The sequence below is a fragment of the Pseudomonas sp. 2995-3 genome (genome assembly GCF_002742565.1).
Classification (GTDB): domain Bacteria; phylum Pseudomonadota; class Gammaproteobacteria; order Pseudomonadales; family Pseudomonadaceae; genus Aquipseudomonas; species Aquipseudomonas edaphica.
The window spans coordinates 40,794-56,375 of sequence record NZ_LJSB01000462.1; the positions used below are offsets into that span (position 1 = coordinate 40,794).

Annotated in this window: 14 protein-coding genes; 4 read left to right on the forward strand and 10 right to left on the reverse strand. The window is 62.4% G+C overall.

The window, feature by feature from the left end:
• Positions 1–204: 204 nt before the first annotated feature.
• From AOA62_RS30885 to AOA62_RS30900, 4 genes are read left to right on the forward strand one after another with little or no spacing between them, the layout of a single operon-like run.
• Positions 205–912, forward strand: a complete 708-nt coding sequence (locus AOA62_RS30885; RefSeq protein ID WP_017137555.1) for an ABC transporter ATP-binding protein — start codon at positions 205–207, stop codon at positions 910–912.
• The gene (locus AOA62_RS30890; protein ID WP_017137554.1) at positions 909–2,108 is read left to right on the forward strand and encodes an ABC transporter permease; all 1,200 of its coding nucleotides are present in this window, start codon (positions 909–911) and stop codon (positions 2,106–2,108) included. The genes AOA62_RS30885 and AOA62_RS30890 overlap by 4 nt, the downstream gene beginning before the upstream one ends.
• A complete protein-coding gene (locus tag AOA62_RS30895; RefSeq protein ID WP_099550528.1) occupies positions 2,101–3,582 on the forward strand; it encodes a TolC family protein in 1,482 nt (493 codons plus the stop codon). The genes AOA62_RS30890 and AOA62_RS30895 overlap by 8 nt, the downstream gene beginning before the upstream one ends.
• Positions 3,572–4,819, forward strand: a complete 1,248-nt coding sequence (locus AOA62_RS30900; RefSeq protein WP_099550529.1) for an efflux RND transporter periplasmic adaptor subunit — start codon at positions 3,572–3,574, stop codon at positions 4,817–4,819. Before AOA62_RS30895 ends, AOA62_RS30900 begins: the two co-directional genes overlap by 11 nt.
• A 103-nt stretch (positions 4,820–4,922) precedes the next feature.
• Here AOA62_RS30900 and AOA62_RS30905 read toward each other — a convergent pair whose 3' ends face one another.
• From AOA62_RS30905 to AOA62_RS30950, 10 genes are all read right to left on the reverse strand, one after another.
• Positions 4,923–6,317, reverse strand: a complete 1,395-nt coding sequence (locus tag AOA62_RS30905) for an FAD/NAD(P)-binding protein (protein ID WP_099550530.1) — start codon at positions 6,315–6,317, stop codon at positions 4,923–4,925.
• Between the two features lie 12 nt (positions 6,318–6,329).
• Positions 6,330–7,097, reverse strand: coding sequence for an ABC transporter ATP-binding protein (locus AOA62_RS30910; protein WP_017137550.1), 768 nt, complete (start codon positions 7,095–7,097; stop codon positions 6,330–6,332).
• A gap of 3 nt (positions 7,098–7,100) precedes the next feature.
• Complete coding sequence (locus AOA62_RS30915) at positions 7,101–8,441, reverse strand: ABC transporter substrate-binding protein (protein WP_017137549.1); 1,341 nt, start codon at positions 8,439–8,441, stop codon at positions 7,101–7,103.
• A gap of 17 nt (positions 8,442–8,458) precedes the next feature.
• Positions 8,459–9,508, reverse strand: coding sequence for a branched-chain amino acid ABC transporter permease (locus tag AOA62_RS30920; RefSeq protein WP_099550531.1), 1,050 nt, complete (start codon positions 9,506–9,508; stop codon positions 8,459–8,461).
• Between the two features lie 4 nt (positions 9,509–9,512).
• Entirely contained in the window at positions 9,513–10,394 is an 882-nt protein-coding gene (locus AOA62_RS30925; protein ID WP_099550532.1) for a branched-chain amino acid ABC transporter permease, read from the reverse strand.
• A complete protein-coding gene (locus AOA62_RS30930) occupies positions 10,394–11,164 on the reverse strand; it encodes an ABC transporter ATP-binding protein (protein WP_099550533.1) in 771 nt (256 codons plus the stop codon). The genes AOA62_RS30925 and AOA62_RS30930 overlap by 1 nt, the downstream gene beginning before the upstream one ends.
• Positions 11,161–12,072: an AMP-binding protein gene (locus tag AOA62_RS30935; RefSeq protein WP_099550534.1), complete on the reverse strand. Its 912-nt coding sequence runs from the start codon at positions 12,070–12,072 to the stop codon at positions 11,161–11,163. The genes AOA62_RS30930 and AOA62_RS30935 overlap by 4 nt, the downstream gene beginning before the upstream one ends.
• A gap of 465 nt (positions 12,073–12,537) precedes the next feature.
• Entirely contained in the window at positions 12,538–13,917 is a 1,380-nt protein-coding gene (locus tag AOA62_RS30940) for an LLM class flavin-dependent oxidoreductase (RefSeq protein ID WP_099550535.1), read from the reverse strand.
• Positions 13,917–14,243: an acyl-CoA dehydrogenase gene (locus AOA62_RS30945; protein WP_099550536.1), complete on the reverse strand. Its 327-nt coding sequence runs from the start codon at positions 14,241–14,243 to the stop codon at positions 13,917–13,919. Before AOA62_RS30945 ends, AOA62_RS30940 begins: the two co-directional genes overlap by 1 nt.
• A 12-nt stretch (positions 14,244–14,255) precedes the next feature.
• Positions 14,256–15,452, reverse strand: coding sequence for an SfnB family sulfur acquisition oxidoreductase (locus AOA62_RS30950; protein WP_099550537.1), 1,197 nt, complete (start codon positions 15,450–15,452; stop codon positions 14,256–14,258).
• Positions 15,453–15,582: the final 130 nt, after the last annotated feature.

Here is a 15,582-nt window from a genome sequence, read left to right on the forward strand (position 1 = left end):
AGCCGAACGACCGGCAAATCGTCACAAGAGGTGAAACCGCTCTACATCCATGGCTGGCGAAGCGCGTTGATCGCGGTTACTATTCAAACAATATTTTAAAAACAAGAAATAAAACCAGTCCGTGGCGCGTATCAGGCAGTTCCCGAACTTGTTACAAGGCTTTGCCGGGGGCGTGGCGATAGCGTCGAGACTGCAGGCGTAGTCATGATGACAGATACCCCCGCGCACCCAGGCTTGATCTCCCTGCAAGGCATCGGCAAGAGCTATCAGCTCGCCGGGCAACACCTGTCGATTCTCAATGACGTGTGCCTGTCCATCGCCCCCGGCGACAGCTGCGGCATTCTCGGCGCCTCAGGCTCCGGCAAAAGTACCCTGCTCAATATTCTTGGCCTGCTGGACTTGCCCGACGGCGGCCAGTACCACTTTGCCGGCCACGATATCTTCAGCGCCACGCCGGATGAGCTGGCGGCGATCCGCAACCAGCAGATCGGCTTTGTGTTCCAGAGTTTCAACCTGCTGCCCCGCCTCAGTGCCCTGGACAACGTCGCCCTGCCCCTCAGTTACCGTGGCGTGTCGCGCCATGAGTCGGTGGAACAGGCGCTGCGCATGCTCGCGCAAGTCGGCCTGGCCGAGCGCGCCCACCACCGCCCGGCCGATCTTTCCGGTGGCCAGCGCCAACGCGTAGCGATCGCCCGCGCGCTGGTCGGCAAGCCGTCGGTGATCCTCGCCGACGAACCCACCGGCAACCTCGACAGCACCACTGCCCAGGAGATCATGGACCTGCTCCTGGCCCTGAACCGCGAGCAGCAGGTGACGCTGATTATCGTCACCCACGATGCACACATCGCCGAGCGCCTGGAGCGCAAGATCCTGGTACGCAATGGCGTGGTGCATGAGGCTGGGCGCCTATGAGCCAGCGGGTCGAACAGAGCCTGAGCCAACTGCTGCATGAAGCCTTTGTGAGCCTGCGCACCCTGGGCAAACGTTCGATCCTGGCGTTGCTGGGCATCGTGATCGGCAGCTCATCGGTGGTGGCCCTGATCAATATCGGCCATAACGCGGCGGTGGACGCGGCGATGATTTTCAAGGACATGGGCACCGACACCCTGATCGCCCAGTTCCCGTCCAAAGGCAACAGCAATGCACCGATGCGCGCCAGCCTTGACCTGGACGCGGTGCGCCAGGCGGTGCCGGGCATTGCCCATATCGGCGCGCTCAGCCTGTTCAGCGGGCCGCTGGTGTTCCAAGGCCGCACGGCCAACGCCAACTTCGTCGGCAGCACCGCGGATATCAAGGACGCCATGCGCCTGGCCCTGCGCGAGGGGCGATTTCTGTCCGCCTTCGACGCCAACGAAACCTACGGCGTGATCGGCGATCAAGTCGCCCAGGCCTTGGGCACGCCGGGCAACCCGCTGAAGCTGGGCGACCGTGTGCGTATCAACGATTACCTGTTCCTGGTGGTGGGCATCCTGCACAACCAACCCCGCGCGATGCTGATGCCGGTGCAGGCCAACGAATCGCTGTTTATCCCCGCCGAAGGCATGCGGCGCATCTACCCGACGCCGCAGATCGGCAATGTGATCATCCGCGCCGCACCCGGCCAGGACATGGAGCGCATCGCCCGTGAGGCCGCAGTTGCCCTGAAAAGCCAGCTCACCGACCACGATGTCGACATTCAGGTGCCCCAGCAAATGATCGATGGCATGACCCGGCAAAGCCGCACGTTCGCCTACTTGCTGCTGGCGCTGGGCGCGATTTCCCTGGTCGGTGGCGGTGTCGGCGTGATGAACGTGATGCTGATGAATGTCTCGGAGCGCCGCCGCGAAATCGGCATCCGCATGGCCCTGGGCGCGCGCCAGCGTGACATCCGCAATCTGTTTTTGCTCGAAGCGGTCACGCTGACGGCGGTGGGTGCGCTGTGCGGTGCGGTGCTGGGCATGACCGCCGCGTGGCTCTACGCCTGGCTGTCGGGCTGGGAATTTGCCCTGGCCGCCGCCGCCCTGCCGCTGGGGGTGGGCAGCACCTTGCTGGTGGGTTTGTTCTTTGGCATCTACCCGGCGGTCTCGGCCTCGCGGCTGCAGCCGGTGGAGGCCCTGCGCGATGAATAAATGGCTGTGGTTACTCGCCCTGGCAAGCCTGCCAGCCATGGCCGCCGATGTGGTGATCAACCCATCGGCGCCGAGCACCACCCGCAGTGGCTATGACCGCAGTGTGTCGCTCAATAACCAGGTCACGACGCTGACCCTGGGTGATGCGGTGTACCTGGGCCTGCGCAAAAACCCGGCGATCCGCAGCGCGTACCTGCAACGCGTGGCGCAAAAGTTCGACCTGCGGGTGGCCGAAGACACCTTCAACCCCAAGCTCTCCCTGAACAGTTACTACCGCCAAAGTCGCGGCTCGGCCGACAACGCGCGCAATGCCAACCTGGCGCCGAGAGCGACCTTGCTCAGTGAGTACGGCACCCAGTTGAGCATGGCCTGGACCCAACAACTGAACAACGCCGACCGCGCCGGCCGCTACCGCAGCGACGGCCTCGACCTCACGCTGATCCAACCGCTGATGCGCGGCGGCGGCTGGGACGCCACCACCGCGCCGCTGCGCCTGTCGCGCCTGTCGGAGCAGGCCAACCGCCTGAACCTCAAGGCCACCGTGGCGCAGACCATCAGCCAGATCATCGCCACCTACCGCGAACTGCTGCGCGCCCAAGAGCAGTTGAGCATCGTCCAGGACGCACTCAAGCGCTCCAACACCTTGCTGGACGTGAACAAGGCGCTGATCAGCGCGGGGCGCATGGCTGAGTTCGAAATCGTGCAGACCGAAGCCGATATCGCCACCCAGCAATTGGGCGTGGAAGAGGCCCAGAACCAACTCGACACCAGCCGCCTGGCCTTGCTGCGCCTGCTGGCGCTGGACCTGTCGACGCCGATCCGCGCCAGCGAAGCCCTGGAAGCCAAGCCGATGACCATCGACAAACGCCAGGCCTTCAGCCTGGCGCAGACCCAGCAGCCGGAGTACCTCGCCGCCCTGCTCGGCAGCCAACAGGCCGACCTCAACCTGGTGATCGCCAAAGACTCCGGGCGCTGGCAGGTGGACCTGGTGGCAGGCGCCAACCAGCTGCGCGATGCCTACAGCAACAATGACAGCGGCAACAACAATAACCGCACCTGGAACAGCTACGCCGGGGTGCAGGTGCAGATTCCCATCGGCGACATCAGCACCCGCCAGGCCGAGGTGCGCGCGCGGGTCAATGTGGAAGACCAGGAGATCCGTATCACCGATGCGCGCCAGGAACTGGAACGCAGTGTCAACGACGTGGTGCGCGACCTGGGCACGCGTTGGCGCCAATATGAAATTTCCCAGCGCGCCGTCGAGCTGTCGCGGCGCAAGATCGAAATCGAGCGGGAAAAACTCAGTGCCGGGCGCTCCACCAACTTCCAGGTGTTGAGTTACGAAACTGACCTGCGCAACGCCGAAAACGCGCGGCTCAATGCACTGATCGCTTATCTGAACGCCCAGACCCAGCTCGATTTGACCCTGGGCATGACGCTGGAAAGTTGGGAAATCGCCCTCAATGACTACTAATAAAAAATACCTGCTGGGTGCCGTGATCGTCGTGCTGTTGGCGGGCGCAGGCATTGCCCTGCGCAGCCCGGCTACCGATCAGCCGGCCGCAACCGAGCAATGGCTGGCAGTCAAGCCCGACCCGTTGGTGCACCAGATAGGCCTGGTGGGCAAGATCGAACCCGACACCACCATCACCCTCACCGCGCCGTTCGACGGCAATGTGCTGGTCAACCTGGTTGAACAAGGCCAACGCGTCGAGGCCGGCCAGGTACTGTTGCGCATGGACCCCTCCACCCTCGAAGTGCAACTGCGCGACGCGCTTTCCGCCCAGCTCAAGGCCCGACGCACCGTGCAAGAGATGCAAGACTGGGACAGCAGCCCCGCCGTCAGCCGCGCACGCCGCAGCCTGCGCACCGCAGAAATGACCGCCGGCAACACCCAGCGCAAACTCACCGAGAGTGAAAACCTGTTCAAGCGCGGCATCATCCCGCGCAACGAGCTGGACGATCTCAAGCAGCAGACCCAACAGCAACAACTGGACCTGGCCTCGGCCCGCAGCGAGCTGCAGCAGGCGCAAGATCAGGGCAAAGGCGAATACCGACAAATCGCCGAGATGGAGCTGACCAACGCCACGGTGAAATACGACGCCCTGCACAAGCTGCTCGACGGCCAAGAGGTCAAGGCGCCCTTCTCCGGCATCGTCGTGCCGGCGCCGGGCAGCAATAACTCCTCGCCAGGGGGAGCCAATAACAACGCACCGGTGCAGGCCGGCAGCAAGGTCAGCCAGGGGCAGGTGCTGTTCGGGCTGGCCAATATCGAACGGCTGAAAATTGTCGCCAAGGTGTCGGAACTGGACATCAACCAGTTGCATCAGGGCCAGGCCGTGGAAGTGATGGGTGATGGCTTTGACGGCGAGCGCCTGACCGGCTCCGTCAGCGTGGTCAGCGGCCTGGCGATTGCCAGCGATAGCCAGGGCAGCGCGCAGTTTCCGGTCACCTTGTCGATCCCCACGCTCACTGCGCAGCAATTGCAGCGGGTGCGGCTGGGGATGAGTGCGCGGTTGACCATCGTCACCTACAACAATGCGCAGGCGATTGTGGTGCCGAGCCAGGCGATCCAGCCGGACATGAGCGTGGAATATCGGGCCGCGATGGATAAGCCGGTTGAGCGGGTGAAAGTCACCACAGGACAGTCAACCGCCGAAGGTGTCGAGGTGTTTGGGCTCAAGCCGGGGTTTGTAAAAACATCAAAATAGCTGGAGATCCAAAGGTGGGAGCTGGCTTGCCTGCGATGGCGGACTGTCAGTTAGAACAGCTGTGCCTGACCCACCGCTATCGCAGGCAAGCCAGCTCCCACATTCATGCTGAGGTGAGTTTGGCGGCCAGGGCCTTGGCTTGAATCGCCACGTCGGTGACTGCCGTGCTCTCCCACCACATCCCCCGCAAGGGCGGGCCCATGGCAAACAGGCGTTGGCTGACCTGGCCTTGAGCATCCAGCACTGCACCTGATGTATCCGCCGCAATTCCCAACGCCAACGGCCCAGGCTTGATCAACCCACGTTTGAGCAACTGCTGCGGCAGCGGTTTGGCCACTCGCCGCCAGTCGTACTCAATACCGCTGGAGTTAATCAACGCAGCACCCGACACCTGGGTGACAGCTTGTTCGCCGCGCCGTCGCAGCTTGATCGTCACGCCGTTGTCCGACGCCACCAGCCCCTTGAACGACGCCGCCTGAATCCGCAACCGTCCTGCTTCATGCAACCGCGCCACCAACTGCGCGCTCAATGGCGGCGAGCGATGGTGATGGCTCTCCCACCACGGCCTTACATGGCGCACGAACTGGCGTTTCTCGCGCTCACTGGCCTGGCTCCACAAGCGGCCGATATGCGCTCGCACCGTGTCCAGCGGCGCTTGCCAATCAATGCCCTGTTCCACCGCCAGTTGGCATTGGCGCCGCACCTCGCGCAGCAACTGTCGAGGGCTGCGCAGGTTGTGGTCGTCGGCGAGGAAGTCCACCCAGCTCGGCGGTTGCCGGCGCACATGGGGTAGCAGGCCATGGCGCGAAAATATCTCGATCGGCCCGCGATGGCCGGCCTGTTCCAGGGACACCACGGCATCCACCATGGTAAGCCCGGAACCGATGATCAGCACCGTCGACTGCGGCTCGATCTGGCGCATGGCCTTGACGTCCCACGGGTCCACTGCCGCTGCATTCAAGCCGCTGGATTCGGTCTGCGGCGTGCGTGCCGCCGGGAACATGCCAGTGGCCAATACGGCCTGAGCACCGCGCAATTGTTGGCCGTTATCCAGCGTCAGCCGAGTTGAGTCGGCATCCACTTGCAGGTCGACCACCTCGGCACGAATATGCTCGACCGTGGAAGCCGAGAGCGCCTTGGCCTCAGCCAGACGCTGTTGCGCATACACGCCAAAAATCCCGCGTGGCGGGAACAACTCACTGATGGGTACAGGCTGCTGATTCGACTCCGGCCAGCCCCCAGCACCGATGTAGTCGGTGAGCCATTGGGTCAAGTCATCGGGGTTGTCCGGGTCGACACTCATGCGCGCCGCATTGCCGTTCAGGGTGTGCCCCAGTTCGACGGCACTGTAGGCCTCGCCACGGCCAAGTTCCTTGCGTGGTTCAATCACCAGGATCTGCCGCTTGCCAGGCTGGCGCAGCAGTTGCACCGCCAGCATGGTGCCGCTCAAGCCGCCGCCGATGATCAGCACATCAGCGTTGCGGATGGATTCAGTCATGCACATTCGCCCTTACTGTTTGCCCAGATAAATATCATGCAAATCACCCCGCGCCAGCAGTTCAGCCGCACTGCCGCTCAAAACCACGCGCCCAGTATCCAGCACATAGCCGTGGGAGGCATAGTTGAGCGCGACATTGATGTTCTGCTCGGCGATCAGGAAGCTCACCTGTTGCTCGCGGTTAAGCTGGGCGATGATTGCGAAAATCTCCTGCACGATCATCGGCGCCAAACCCATGGAGGGTTCGTCGAGTAACACCAACGTCGGCCGGGTCATCAAGGCGCGGCCAATGGCGACCATTTGCTGCTCGCCGCCGGAGGTCAGCCCGGCGCGGGTGTGGCGCTTGGTCTTGAGCCGTGGGAACCAGGCGTAGATACGCTCCAGGTCGTGCTCCATGTCTTGGCGGCTCAGGCGCCGCACGAAGCCGCCGCTGCGCAGGTTGTCTTCCACGCTCAGTTGGCCGAACACATGGCGGCCTTCCAATACGTGGACCATGCCCTGGCGCACCCGTTGGCTGGGGTCGATGCCGGCCAGGTCGCGGCCGGCATACTCGATCACGCCACGGCTGACTTCGGCGCGCTCGGCGCGTACCAGCCCCGAAATGGCCTTGAGCGTGGTGCTTTTGCCGGCACCGTTGGCACCCAGCAACGCCACGATGGCGCCCTTGGGCACGTGCAGCGAGACCCCGGCCACCGCCAGTATGGCGCCGTCGTAGATCACTTCGATGTCATTGACGTTTAACAGTGACGGGCTCGCAGGTTCAGCGGCGGGCTGGCTCATGGCTTATTCATCCCCGGTGCAGGTACGCGGCGTCAGGCCTTTTTCCTTGGCGAACGCGGCGGACTTTTCATCGATCAGCGGGCGCAGCAGCGCACGGTCGGCGGCGATCCAGTCGCTGATCAGCGTCCAGTTGGCGCCGTCCCACTGTTGCACACGCGCCGAGCCGCCGCCTTCGTGGTCGCGGCACGACAGCTTGAGGTTCTGCATCAGGCCCAGATAGCCCATGTCTTTAAGGCGCGCATCATCGATATTCAAGTGTTCCAGGCCCCAACGGCCTTCCTCGCCATTGAGTGGGCGCTTGCCGAACTTGGCCTGGGCAGTGCGAATCGCTTCCACCGCCACGGCGGCATTCACGAGGCCGGAGTTGTAGTAGACGCTGCCGAAGTTTTTCAGGTCCTTGAGGTCGCTGTGGCCCTTGTCGAGGATGTACTGTTTGAGGCGTTTATGGATCTCGAAATCAGCGCCTGCCGGGTAAGGCGTGAGCGCCAGGTAACCTTTGGCGGCGGCACCTGCGGGCAGCACGTCTTCGCTGGAACTGGCCCAGATATCGCCAATGATGTGGTCAACCGGGAAGCCAAAGCGCGCAGCGGTCTTCACCGCCACCGGCGTGGACACGCCCCAGGTGCGCAAAAACACCCAGTCCGGATTGGCCTGGCGCACCTGGCGCCATTGCGCCGACTGCTCGTTGCCCGGGTCGGCCACGGGAATCTGGATATTTTCAAAGCCGTATTTCTCGGCCAGTAACTTCAACGGGCCGAGGGTTTCACGGCCGTAAGCCGAATCGTGATAGACCGTGGCGATCTTCTTGCCCTTGAGTTTGTCGAAGCCGCCTTCGCGCTGGGCAATGTAATTCACCAGTGTGGACGCTTCGCTGTAGAAGGTCAGCATCACCGGGAAGTTATACGGAAACACCGTGCCGTCGGTGGCTTCGGTGCGGCCATAACCGAGGGTAATCAACGGGATCTTGTCGACTTCCGCACGCTCGCTCAGCGCATACGCCGCCGGTGCGCCGTTAGGCTGGTAGACCGCGACCGGCGCGCCATCCAGGCCATTCTTGAAGCGCTCGTAGCACTCGATGCCCTTCTCCGCCGTCCATTCGGTCTCGCATTCCTGCCACACCAGTTTGACGCCGTTGATGCCGCCTTCGACCTCATTGATATAACGCAGGTAGTCGATCATCCCGGCCCACACCTGCACGCCGCTGGAGGCATAGGCGCCGACGCGGTAGGTGGCCAGCGGGATAAATTGCTGGTCGGGCGAGGCGATTGCCTGGGGCACAGCACCGGCCAAAGCTGCCAACGCAAAAGCAGCGCCGACAAGGGAACGTTTCAAGGATGTACGCATAGGAGTTCTCATCAAGGTCAGAAACGCAGCGGCCATTGCCGCAGACGGTCACGCAGGTTGTGCAAGAGGCGAATCAAGCCTTCGGGTTCCTTGATCAGGAACACGATGATCAACACGCCAAAGATGATTTTTTGCAGGTTCTGCAACTGCCCCGCATCCACCGAGCCACCGAACAGCGCCTGCCCGGCATGGCTGAGAAAAATCGGCAGCAAACTGATAAATGCCGCACCGACAAAGTTGCCGGCAATGCTGCCCATGCCACCGATAATGATGATGAACAGGATCTGGAACGAGCGGTTGATATCGAAGCTGCTGGCGCTGGCCGTGCCCAGGTAGGCAAAGGCCCACAACGCGCCGGCGATGCCTAAGTAGAACGAACTGACCGCGAAGGCCAGGCGCTTGTAGCGCACCACCGGGATACCGACCACGGCGGCGGCGGTGTCCATGTCGCGGATCGCCATCCAGTTACGCCCCACCTGGCTGCGCACCAGGTTGATGGCGGTCCAGGTCAACAGCAGCACTGTGACCAACGTCAGCCAGTAACGGCCCAGCGGCGTATTGAGGTCATGGCCGAACAGCGAAAGCTTCGGCGCCGAAATGGTCCCGGAGGAGCCGTAGTTGTAGAACCAGGGGAATTTGACGAACAGCCACTCCAAAAAGAACTGCGCCGCCAGCGTGGTGACCATCAAGTAGAAGCCTTTGATCCGTGAGCTGGGCAAACCAAACAGCAGCCCAACCAGCGCGCTGATCACCCCACCGCCGAGCAGCGCCACCGGCAGGCCCAGCTCGGGCAGACGCAGCAGAAAACCGTAGGTGGCAAACGCGCCAACGGCCATGAAACCCGCCGCGCCCACTGAGGTTTGCCCGGTATAGCCGGTGAGCAGATTCAGGCCCAGACCGGCCAGCGACAGCACCAGAAACGGGATCAGGATCGCATTGAGCCAATAGTCATTGCCCCACAGCGGCACCCCGATAAAGGCCACGGCCAATAAGCCGATCAGACCCCAGGGCAAACGCCGCTGAATCAGTAATAACGGCGCGGTTTCTTGAACAACGGGTATCGACATGGTTTCAGACTCGCTCGATGGCGCGCTCGCCGAACAGGCCGGCGGGACGGATATACAGGAAGGCCAAGGCCAATACATAAGCGAACCACGGCGTGATACCGCCACCGATCAAGGGGCCGACATACACCTCGGCGAGGTTCTCCGCCGCACCGACAATCAGCCCGCCGACAATCGCCCCGCCAATCGAGGTAAAGCCGCCGATGATCAACACCGGCAAGGCCTTGAGCACCACCAGCGAAAGGGAAAACTGTACGCCCTGGCGTGCGCCCCACAGCAACCCCGCCACCAACCCGACAATGCCGGCCACGGCCCAGACGATCTGCCAGATACGGTTGAGGTTGATGCCGATGGACAGCGCCGCCGTGGTGTCATCCGCCACGGCGCGCAACGACACACCGATGCGAGTCTTGTTGAACAGCAACGCCAGCAGGGTTACCAGCACCACGGCAGCCGCCGCGGCGATCAAATCAAACTGGCTGAGCATCAGCGGCCCGACAAACAGCGGCACGTCGTCGATGCCCAAGTCCAGCGCACGCACCTGCGAGCCCATCAGCCCTTGGGCCAGGCCTTCGATGATGAACGAAAGGCCCAAGGTGGCCATGAACAGGGTGATCTGCGAGCGGTTCACCAGCGGGCGCAGTACCAGCCGCTCGATGAGCAAGGCGACGATGATCATCACGATTACCGTCAGCAGCAACGCCAGGGCAAAGGGCACGCCCTGGTCATGCAGGCTGACAAAGGTCAGCGCGGCAAACAGCAGCATCGAGCCCTGGGCGAAATTGAACACGCCGCTGGCCTTGTAGATCAGCACGAAACCGATGGCGACCAGCGAGTACATGGTGCCGGCGAGCAGGCCGCCGAGCAGGGTTTCAAAGAAGAACGTCATCAGTGTGCAACTCCCAGGTACGCCGCGATCACCTCGGGGTCGGCCTGCACCTGCGCAGGTGTGCCGTCGCCGACTTTGCGTCCGTAGTCGAGCACCACCACATGGTCGGACAGGCCCATCACCACGCCGATGTCGTGTTCGATCAACACCACGGTGGTGCCGAGGTCGCGGTTGACGTCGGCGACAAAGCGCGCCATTTCCTGTTTTTCCTCGGCGTTCATGCCGGCCATGGGCTCGTCCAGCAGCAACAGGCTGGGGCCGGCGATCAAGGCACGGCCCAGCTCTACGCGCTTTTGCAAACCGTAAGAGAGGTTGCCCACCAGCACATCGCGGTGCGCTTGCAGTTCGAGGAATTCGAGGATGCCTTGGCCGCGCAGGCGAAAGGCTTCGGCCTCACGGCGGGCGCGGGGCAAGCCCAGGGCTTGCTCGATAAAGCTGGTGCGCATATGCCGCGACAGGCCGGTAAGGATGTTGTCGAGCACGCTCATTTTCTTGAACAGTGCGTTGTTCTGAAAAGTACGCCCGATACCTCGACGCGCCGCACCCAAAGGGTCGATGCGGTGCAAGTGTTGTTGCTCAAACACAATCTCACCGGCATCGAAGCGGTACACGCCGTTAAGCACATTGAGCAGCGAACTTTTACCGGCGCCGTTGGGGCCGATCAGCGCACAGATTTCGCCGCGCTGCACCTCAAAGGACAAGGCATTGATGGCCTTGACGCCTTTGAACGACAGCGAGATCTCGCGCACCTGGAGAATGGTCTGGCTCATGCGATGTCCCGTTTGAATTCAGCCAGCCATGCTGGATCGCGGCTGGTTTTTTGCGCGCTGGCTGGCTGCCAGATATAGGTCAACCGTTGGAAGCCCAGCAACCTGCGTACACGATTTTTCAACAGGCGCCGCAGGCCACTTTGCGGGTGAGCGATGGCCCACTCACACACGCGTCGGCGCCAGGTACCGTGGGGCGCCATGCGGCTTTCGATATCGTCGGCCAGGTGCTGTAAACGCTCGGGGGACAGCAGCAGGCCGGTCGGCGCGACCTCACCGCGATCACGTCGGGCCGAGGCCGGGCTTTCCGGAAAAGCCAGGCCGTGGCCGCTGTTCAACCATTGCTCCAGGACTACCGCCAGGCCGCCTTGCCAGTGGGTGCCCTCCTCGCTCCACAACACGGTTTCACCGCTCGGTTGCCACCAGCGCTGCAGGTGTTGCGCCGGGTCTGCCGGGCCGAGCAATTGGGTGAAATCCAACGGATTGGCGGACTGCCAGTGCCGCACCTGCTGCCGCCCCTGGGCATACGAATGGCTGGGGTGAATGCGCCATAGCTGTTGGTACAGGGCTTCTGGCTCCAGGTCATCGGCCAGGGTCAACACCTGCCCGCCGGCAGACTGCGCGGCCAGCGCCAACAGCAGCAGGTCAGGCTCGAACGTGCCGCTTAAGGCCAAGCGTGATTGCGCGCTGAAACCTTGCTGGCGCAAACCATCGGCCAGGCGCTCGACGTCGCGCAGCACGTCGATCCAGCGCCAGGCATACCACTGCCCCTGGCGCTTGTGACGCAGGGCGATGTGCAGCGGGGTGAGCTGCGCCCAGTGCTGCAAATGCTCCAAGGCTTTGGGCAGGTTGCCGAGCAGTTCGGCAGGCCATTCCAGCGCCTGCGGACGTTTGAGTTCGTGCACGCTCATAGGGGTAACGCTCCTATTCAAGTAGTGTGCGTGCGGTGGTCCGCTGGCCAGGTCAGGTGGTTCAACAGCGATCAACTGTGGCAAGCCAGCTCCCACATGGACCGAGGTGCTTCAGTTAGATTGCGCTGGCTTTGAGGTCGCGGTGGTCCGCTGGCCTAGTCAGGTGGATCAACACCAATCAACTGTGGGAGCTGGCTTGCCTGCGATGGCGGCGTATCAGCTGGCTCATTTCTGGCTGACCTAACGCTTTCGCAGGCAAGCCAGCTCCCACATGGACCGAGGTGCTTCAGTTAGATTGCGCTGGCTTTGAGGTCGCGGTGGTCCGCTGGCCTAGTCAGTTGGATCAACACCAATCAACTGTGGGAGCTGGCTTGCCTGCGATGGCGGCTTGTCAGTTGGCTCATTTCTAACTGATCTACCGCTTTCGCAGGCAAGCCAGCTCCCACATTGACCGAGGTGCTTCAGTTAGATTGCAGTGGCTTTGAGGTCGCGGTAGCTTGCACCCGGATGGTTTGGGGCCAGCCGCGCACCGTCGCCGAATAACTTTTCGCGCAGGGTGCCCTGGGCGTACTCGGTCTTGTATACGCCGCGCTTTTGCAACTCCGGCACGAGCAGGTCCACGGCGTCGATGAAGGTTTCATGGGTCAGCGCGTAGGCCAGGTTAAAACCGTCCACGTCGGTCTCTTCGACCCACTCCTGCAACAGGTCGGCCACGGTTTCCGGGCCGCCCACGAACAACGGGCCAAAGCCGCCGATGCCAACCCAATCGGCCAGTTCATTCGGCGTCCAGACCTTGTTCGGGTCCGCCGTGGAGAAGGCTTCCACCGCCGATTGAATCGCGTTGGTGTGTACATGCTTGAGCGGTTCATCGGGCTTGAACTGGCTGAAGTCGATGCCGGTCCAGCCGGAGATCAGCGCCATTGCGCCCTCGTAGCTGACGTAGGATTTGTATTCGTCAAACTTGGCTTTGGCCTTGGCATCGGTCTCGCCGACGATCACCGTTTGCAAGTTGAAGATCAGGATTTTCTTCGGATCTCGCCCGGCCTCAGCGGCTCGGCGGCGGATGTCGGCCACCGTTTTTTTCAGCAGCACCTTGGACGGTGCGGCCACGAACACGCACTCGGCCTGTTCGGCGGCGAACTGCTTGCCACGGCTGGAGGCCCCGGCCTGGTACAGCACCGGCGTGCGTTGCGGCGACGGTTCGCAGAGGTGAATGCCGGGCACCTGGAAGTGTTTGCCGACGTGGCGGATCTCGTGGATTTTGCTCGGGTCGCTGAAAATGCGACGCTCGCGATCACGCAGCACGGCGCCCTCTTCCCAACTGCCTTCCCAGAGTTTGTAGCAAACCTCCAGGTATTCCTCGGCATAGTCGTAGCGCGCATCGTGTTCGGTCTGGGCTTTCTGACCGAGGTTCTTGGCGCCGCTTTCCAGGTAGGACGTGACGATGTTCCAGCCGACACGCCCTTTGGTCAGGTGGTCGAGGGTCGAGAGCCTGCGGGCGAACGGATACGGATGTTCAAATGACAAAGAAGCGGTCAGGCCAAACCCCAGGTGTTCGGTGACCAACGCCATCGGCGCAATCAGCGACAGCGGGTCGTTGACCGGCACTTGTGCGGCCTGGCGAATCGCCGCGTCGCCATTGCCGTTGTACACGTCGTAGATGCCCAGCACGTCGGCGATAAACAGGCCGTCAAACTTGCCACGCTCAAGAATTTTGGCGAGGTCCGTCCAGTACTCCAGATCCTTGTACTGCCACGAGCGGTCACGCGGGTGCGCCCACAAGCCGGGAGATTGATGGCCTACGCAGTTCATGTCGAAGGCATTCAAGCGGATTTCACGGGACATCAAAGCACTCCGTTGAGGTGGTAGCTGCCGACGATCTGATATTTGCGCCGCAGTGGGTCGTCGAGGGTCGACGCCAGCGCGGTACGTTGGCCGGTGAGTTCAAATTCGGCATTACTGGCGGCAATCAAGGCTTCGGCAGCGGCGATTTGTGCTTCGGTCAACGCCACCGGGCTTGGGTGGGTTTCAGCGCGTTCAAACAAGGCGGCGGCTACGTCGACGCGGATCTGCAAGTCGCCAAAGCGGCTGATCACGTACGGGTCATCGCTGGCGTGTACAAACCGTCGGGTACTTTCCAGCAGTTGGCGCGCTTGATTCAGGGCGGTCATGAATAAATATCCTCAGTTCCAGGCGTGGCGCGCAGGCTTCACGCCGTTGAGCACGAAGTTGCCGATCAGGTGGTATTTCCAGCGGGCCGGGTCGTGCAGGGTGTGGGTGCGCGCGTTGCGCCAGAAGCGGTCGAGGTTGTGCTTGCCGGTGACCGAGCGGGTGCCGGCCAGTTCGAACAGTTTGCTGCTGGCAAGCAAGGCGGTTTCGGCCGACAGCACTTTGGCCTGGGCAACCACCAGCGAGGCGTTGGCGACGGTGTCTTCGTTGGGCTCGGCCAGGGCCAGGTCGACGGCCTTGCCGGCCTTGGCGAGGATCGCTTCGGTGCCATGCACGCGCCATTGCAGGTCGCCGATGGCGGCGATGGTGAACGGGTCTTGCCAGCCGTGGTCCTGTTGGCTGTCGATCCAGGGGCGAGCTTGGCGTGCGTAGATTTTTGCCTGTTCGAGGGCCTCCAGGGCGATGCCGGTGTCGACGGCGGCCTGGATAATCTGCGAGATCGGGCCGTTGGCGGTGGGCTGGTCGAAGGCTTGGTGCGCAGGAATGATCGCGCTAAGGGGCACACTGACGCCGTCGAGGGTCACGCCGCCACTGGCGGTGGTGCGCTGGCCGAAGCCGTCCCAGCTATCAATCACGGTTAGGCCCGGCGCATCGCGTTCGACAAAGGCAATAAACGCCTGGCCGTTCTCGTTGTTGCCGACCGTGGGCACGAGGTGGGCAAACAGCGCGCCGGTGCAGTAGAACTTCTCGCCGTTGATAGAGGCCGTGTCGCCGTCAAAACGAATCTGAGTGTCGAAGGTGCCGGCGTTTTTGCTCTTGGCTTCAGAAAAGGCATTACCGAAACGATAGCCGGCCAGGACCTTGCCGAAATAGTGACGCTTTTGTTCCTCGCTGGCGGTTTGCAGCAGGATGTCCACCACGCCCAGGTGGTTTTGCGGGATTTGCCCCAGCGACGGGTCGGCAGCGGAGATCAACTTGATCACCTCGGCCACCGTTACATAAGACACCTCGGCGCCGCCGTAGGCCTTGGGAATAGTGATGCCCCAGAGGCCGCTGGCAGAAAACTCATCAAGCTCGGCCACCGGCAGGCGCCGCTCGCGGTCGCGCACGCTGGCGTCAACGGCAAACCGCGCGGCCAAGCGCGTCGCGACTTCAATGGCTTCGGCATCCGAGCGGATGATATGGGCAGGTTGTTGAGGGTGGGCTGACATGGGCCGACTCCAGGCTCCGATGGGTTACCGGAGCAATTGCAGGAGTCATGCCTGAATTTAATCGTCAGCAAAATCAGGCGGTTGCTGGCTTTAAGAGGTTGTTGAACGCGTTTCAAACCAACAAAGTGTG

What these genes read in the sequence shown, in the direction of transcription:
- AOA62_RS30885 (WP_017137555.1), top strand. Translation starts at nt 205, where the DNA reads ATGATGACAGATACCCCCGCGCACCCAGGCTTGATCTCCCTGCAAGGC.
- AOA62_RS30890 (WP_017137554.1), top strand. Translation starts at nt 909, where the DNA reads ATGAGCCAGCGGGTCGAACAGAGCCTGAGCCAACTGCTGCATGAAGCC.
- AOA62_RS30895 (WP_099550528.1), top strand. Translation starts at nt 2,101, where the DNA reads ATGAATAAATGGCTGTGGTTACTCGCCCTGGCAAGCCTGCCAGCCATG.
- AOA62_RS30900 (WP_099550529.1), top strand. Translation starts at nt 3,572, where the DNA reads ATGACTACTAATAAAAAATACCTGCTGGGTGCCGTGATCGTCGTGCTG.
- AOA62_RS30905 (WP_099550530.1), bottom strand. Translation starts at nt 6,317, where the DNA reads ATGACTGAATCCATCCGCAACGCTGATGTGCTGATCATCGGCGGCGGC.
- AOA62_RS30910 (WP_017137550.1), bottom strand. Translation starts at nt 7,097, where the DNA reads ATGAGCCAGCCCGCCGCTGAACCTGCGAGCCCGTCACTGTTAAACGTC.
- AOA62_RS30915 (WP_017137549.1), bottom strand. Translation starts at nt 8,441, where the DNA reads ATGCGTACATCCTTGAAACGTTCCCTTGTCGGCGCTGCTTTTGCGTTG.
- AOA62_RS30920 (WP_099550531.1), bottom strand. Translation starts at nt 9,508, where the DNA reads ATGTCGATACCCGTTGTTCAAGAAACCGCGCCGTTATTACTGATTCAG.
- AOA62_RS30925 (WP_099550532.1), bottom strand. Translation starts at nt 10,394, where the DNA reads ATGACGTTCTTCTTTGAAACCCTGCTCGGCGGCCTGCTCGCCGGCACC.
- AOA62_RS30930 (WP_099550533.1), bottom strand. Translation starts at nt 11,164, where the DNA reads ATGAGCCAGACCATTCTCCAGGTGCGCGAGATCTCGCTGTCGTTCAAA.
- AOA62_RS30935 (WP_099550534.1), bottom strand. Translation starts at nt 12,072, where the DNA reads ATGAGCGTGCACGAACTCAAACGTCCGCAGGCGCTGGAATGGCCTGCC.
- AOA62_RS30940 (WP_099550535.1), bottom strand. Translation starts at nt 13,917, where the DNA reads ATGTCCCGTGAAATCCGCTTGAATGCCTTCGACATGAACTGCGTAGGC.
- AOA62_RS30945 (WP_099550536.1), bottom strand. Translation starts at nt 14,243, where the DNA reads ATGACCGCCCTGAATCAAGCGCGCCAACTGCTGGAAAGTACCCGACGG.
- AOA62_RS30950 (WP_099550537.1), bottom strand. Translation starts at nt 15,452, where the DNA reads ATGTCAGCCCACCCTCAACAACCTGCCCATATCATCCGCTCGGATGCC.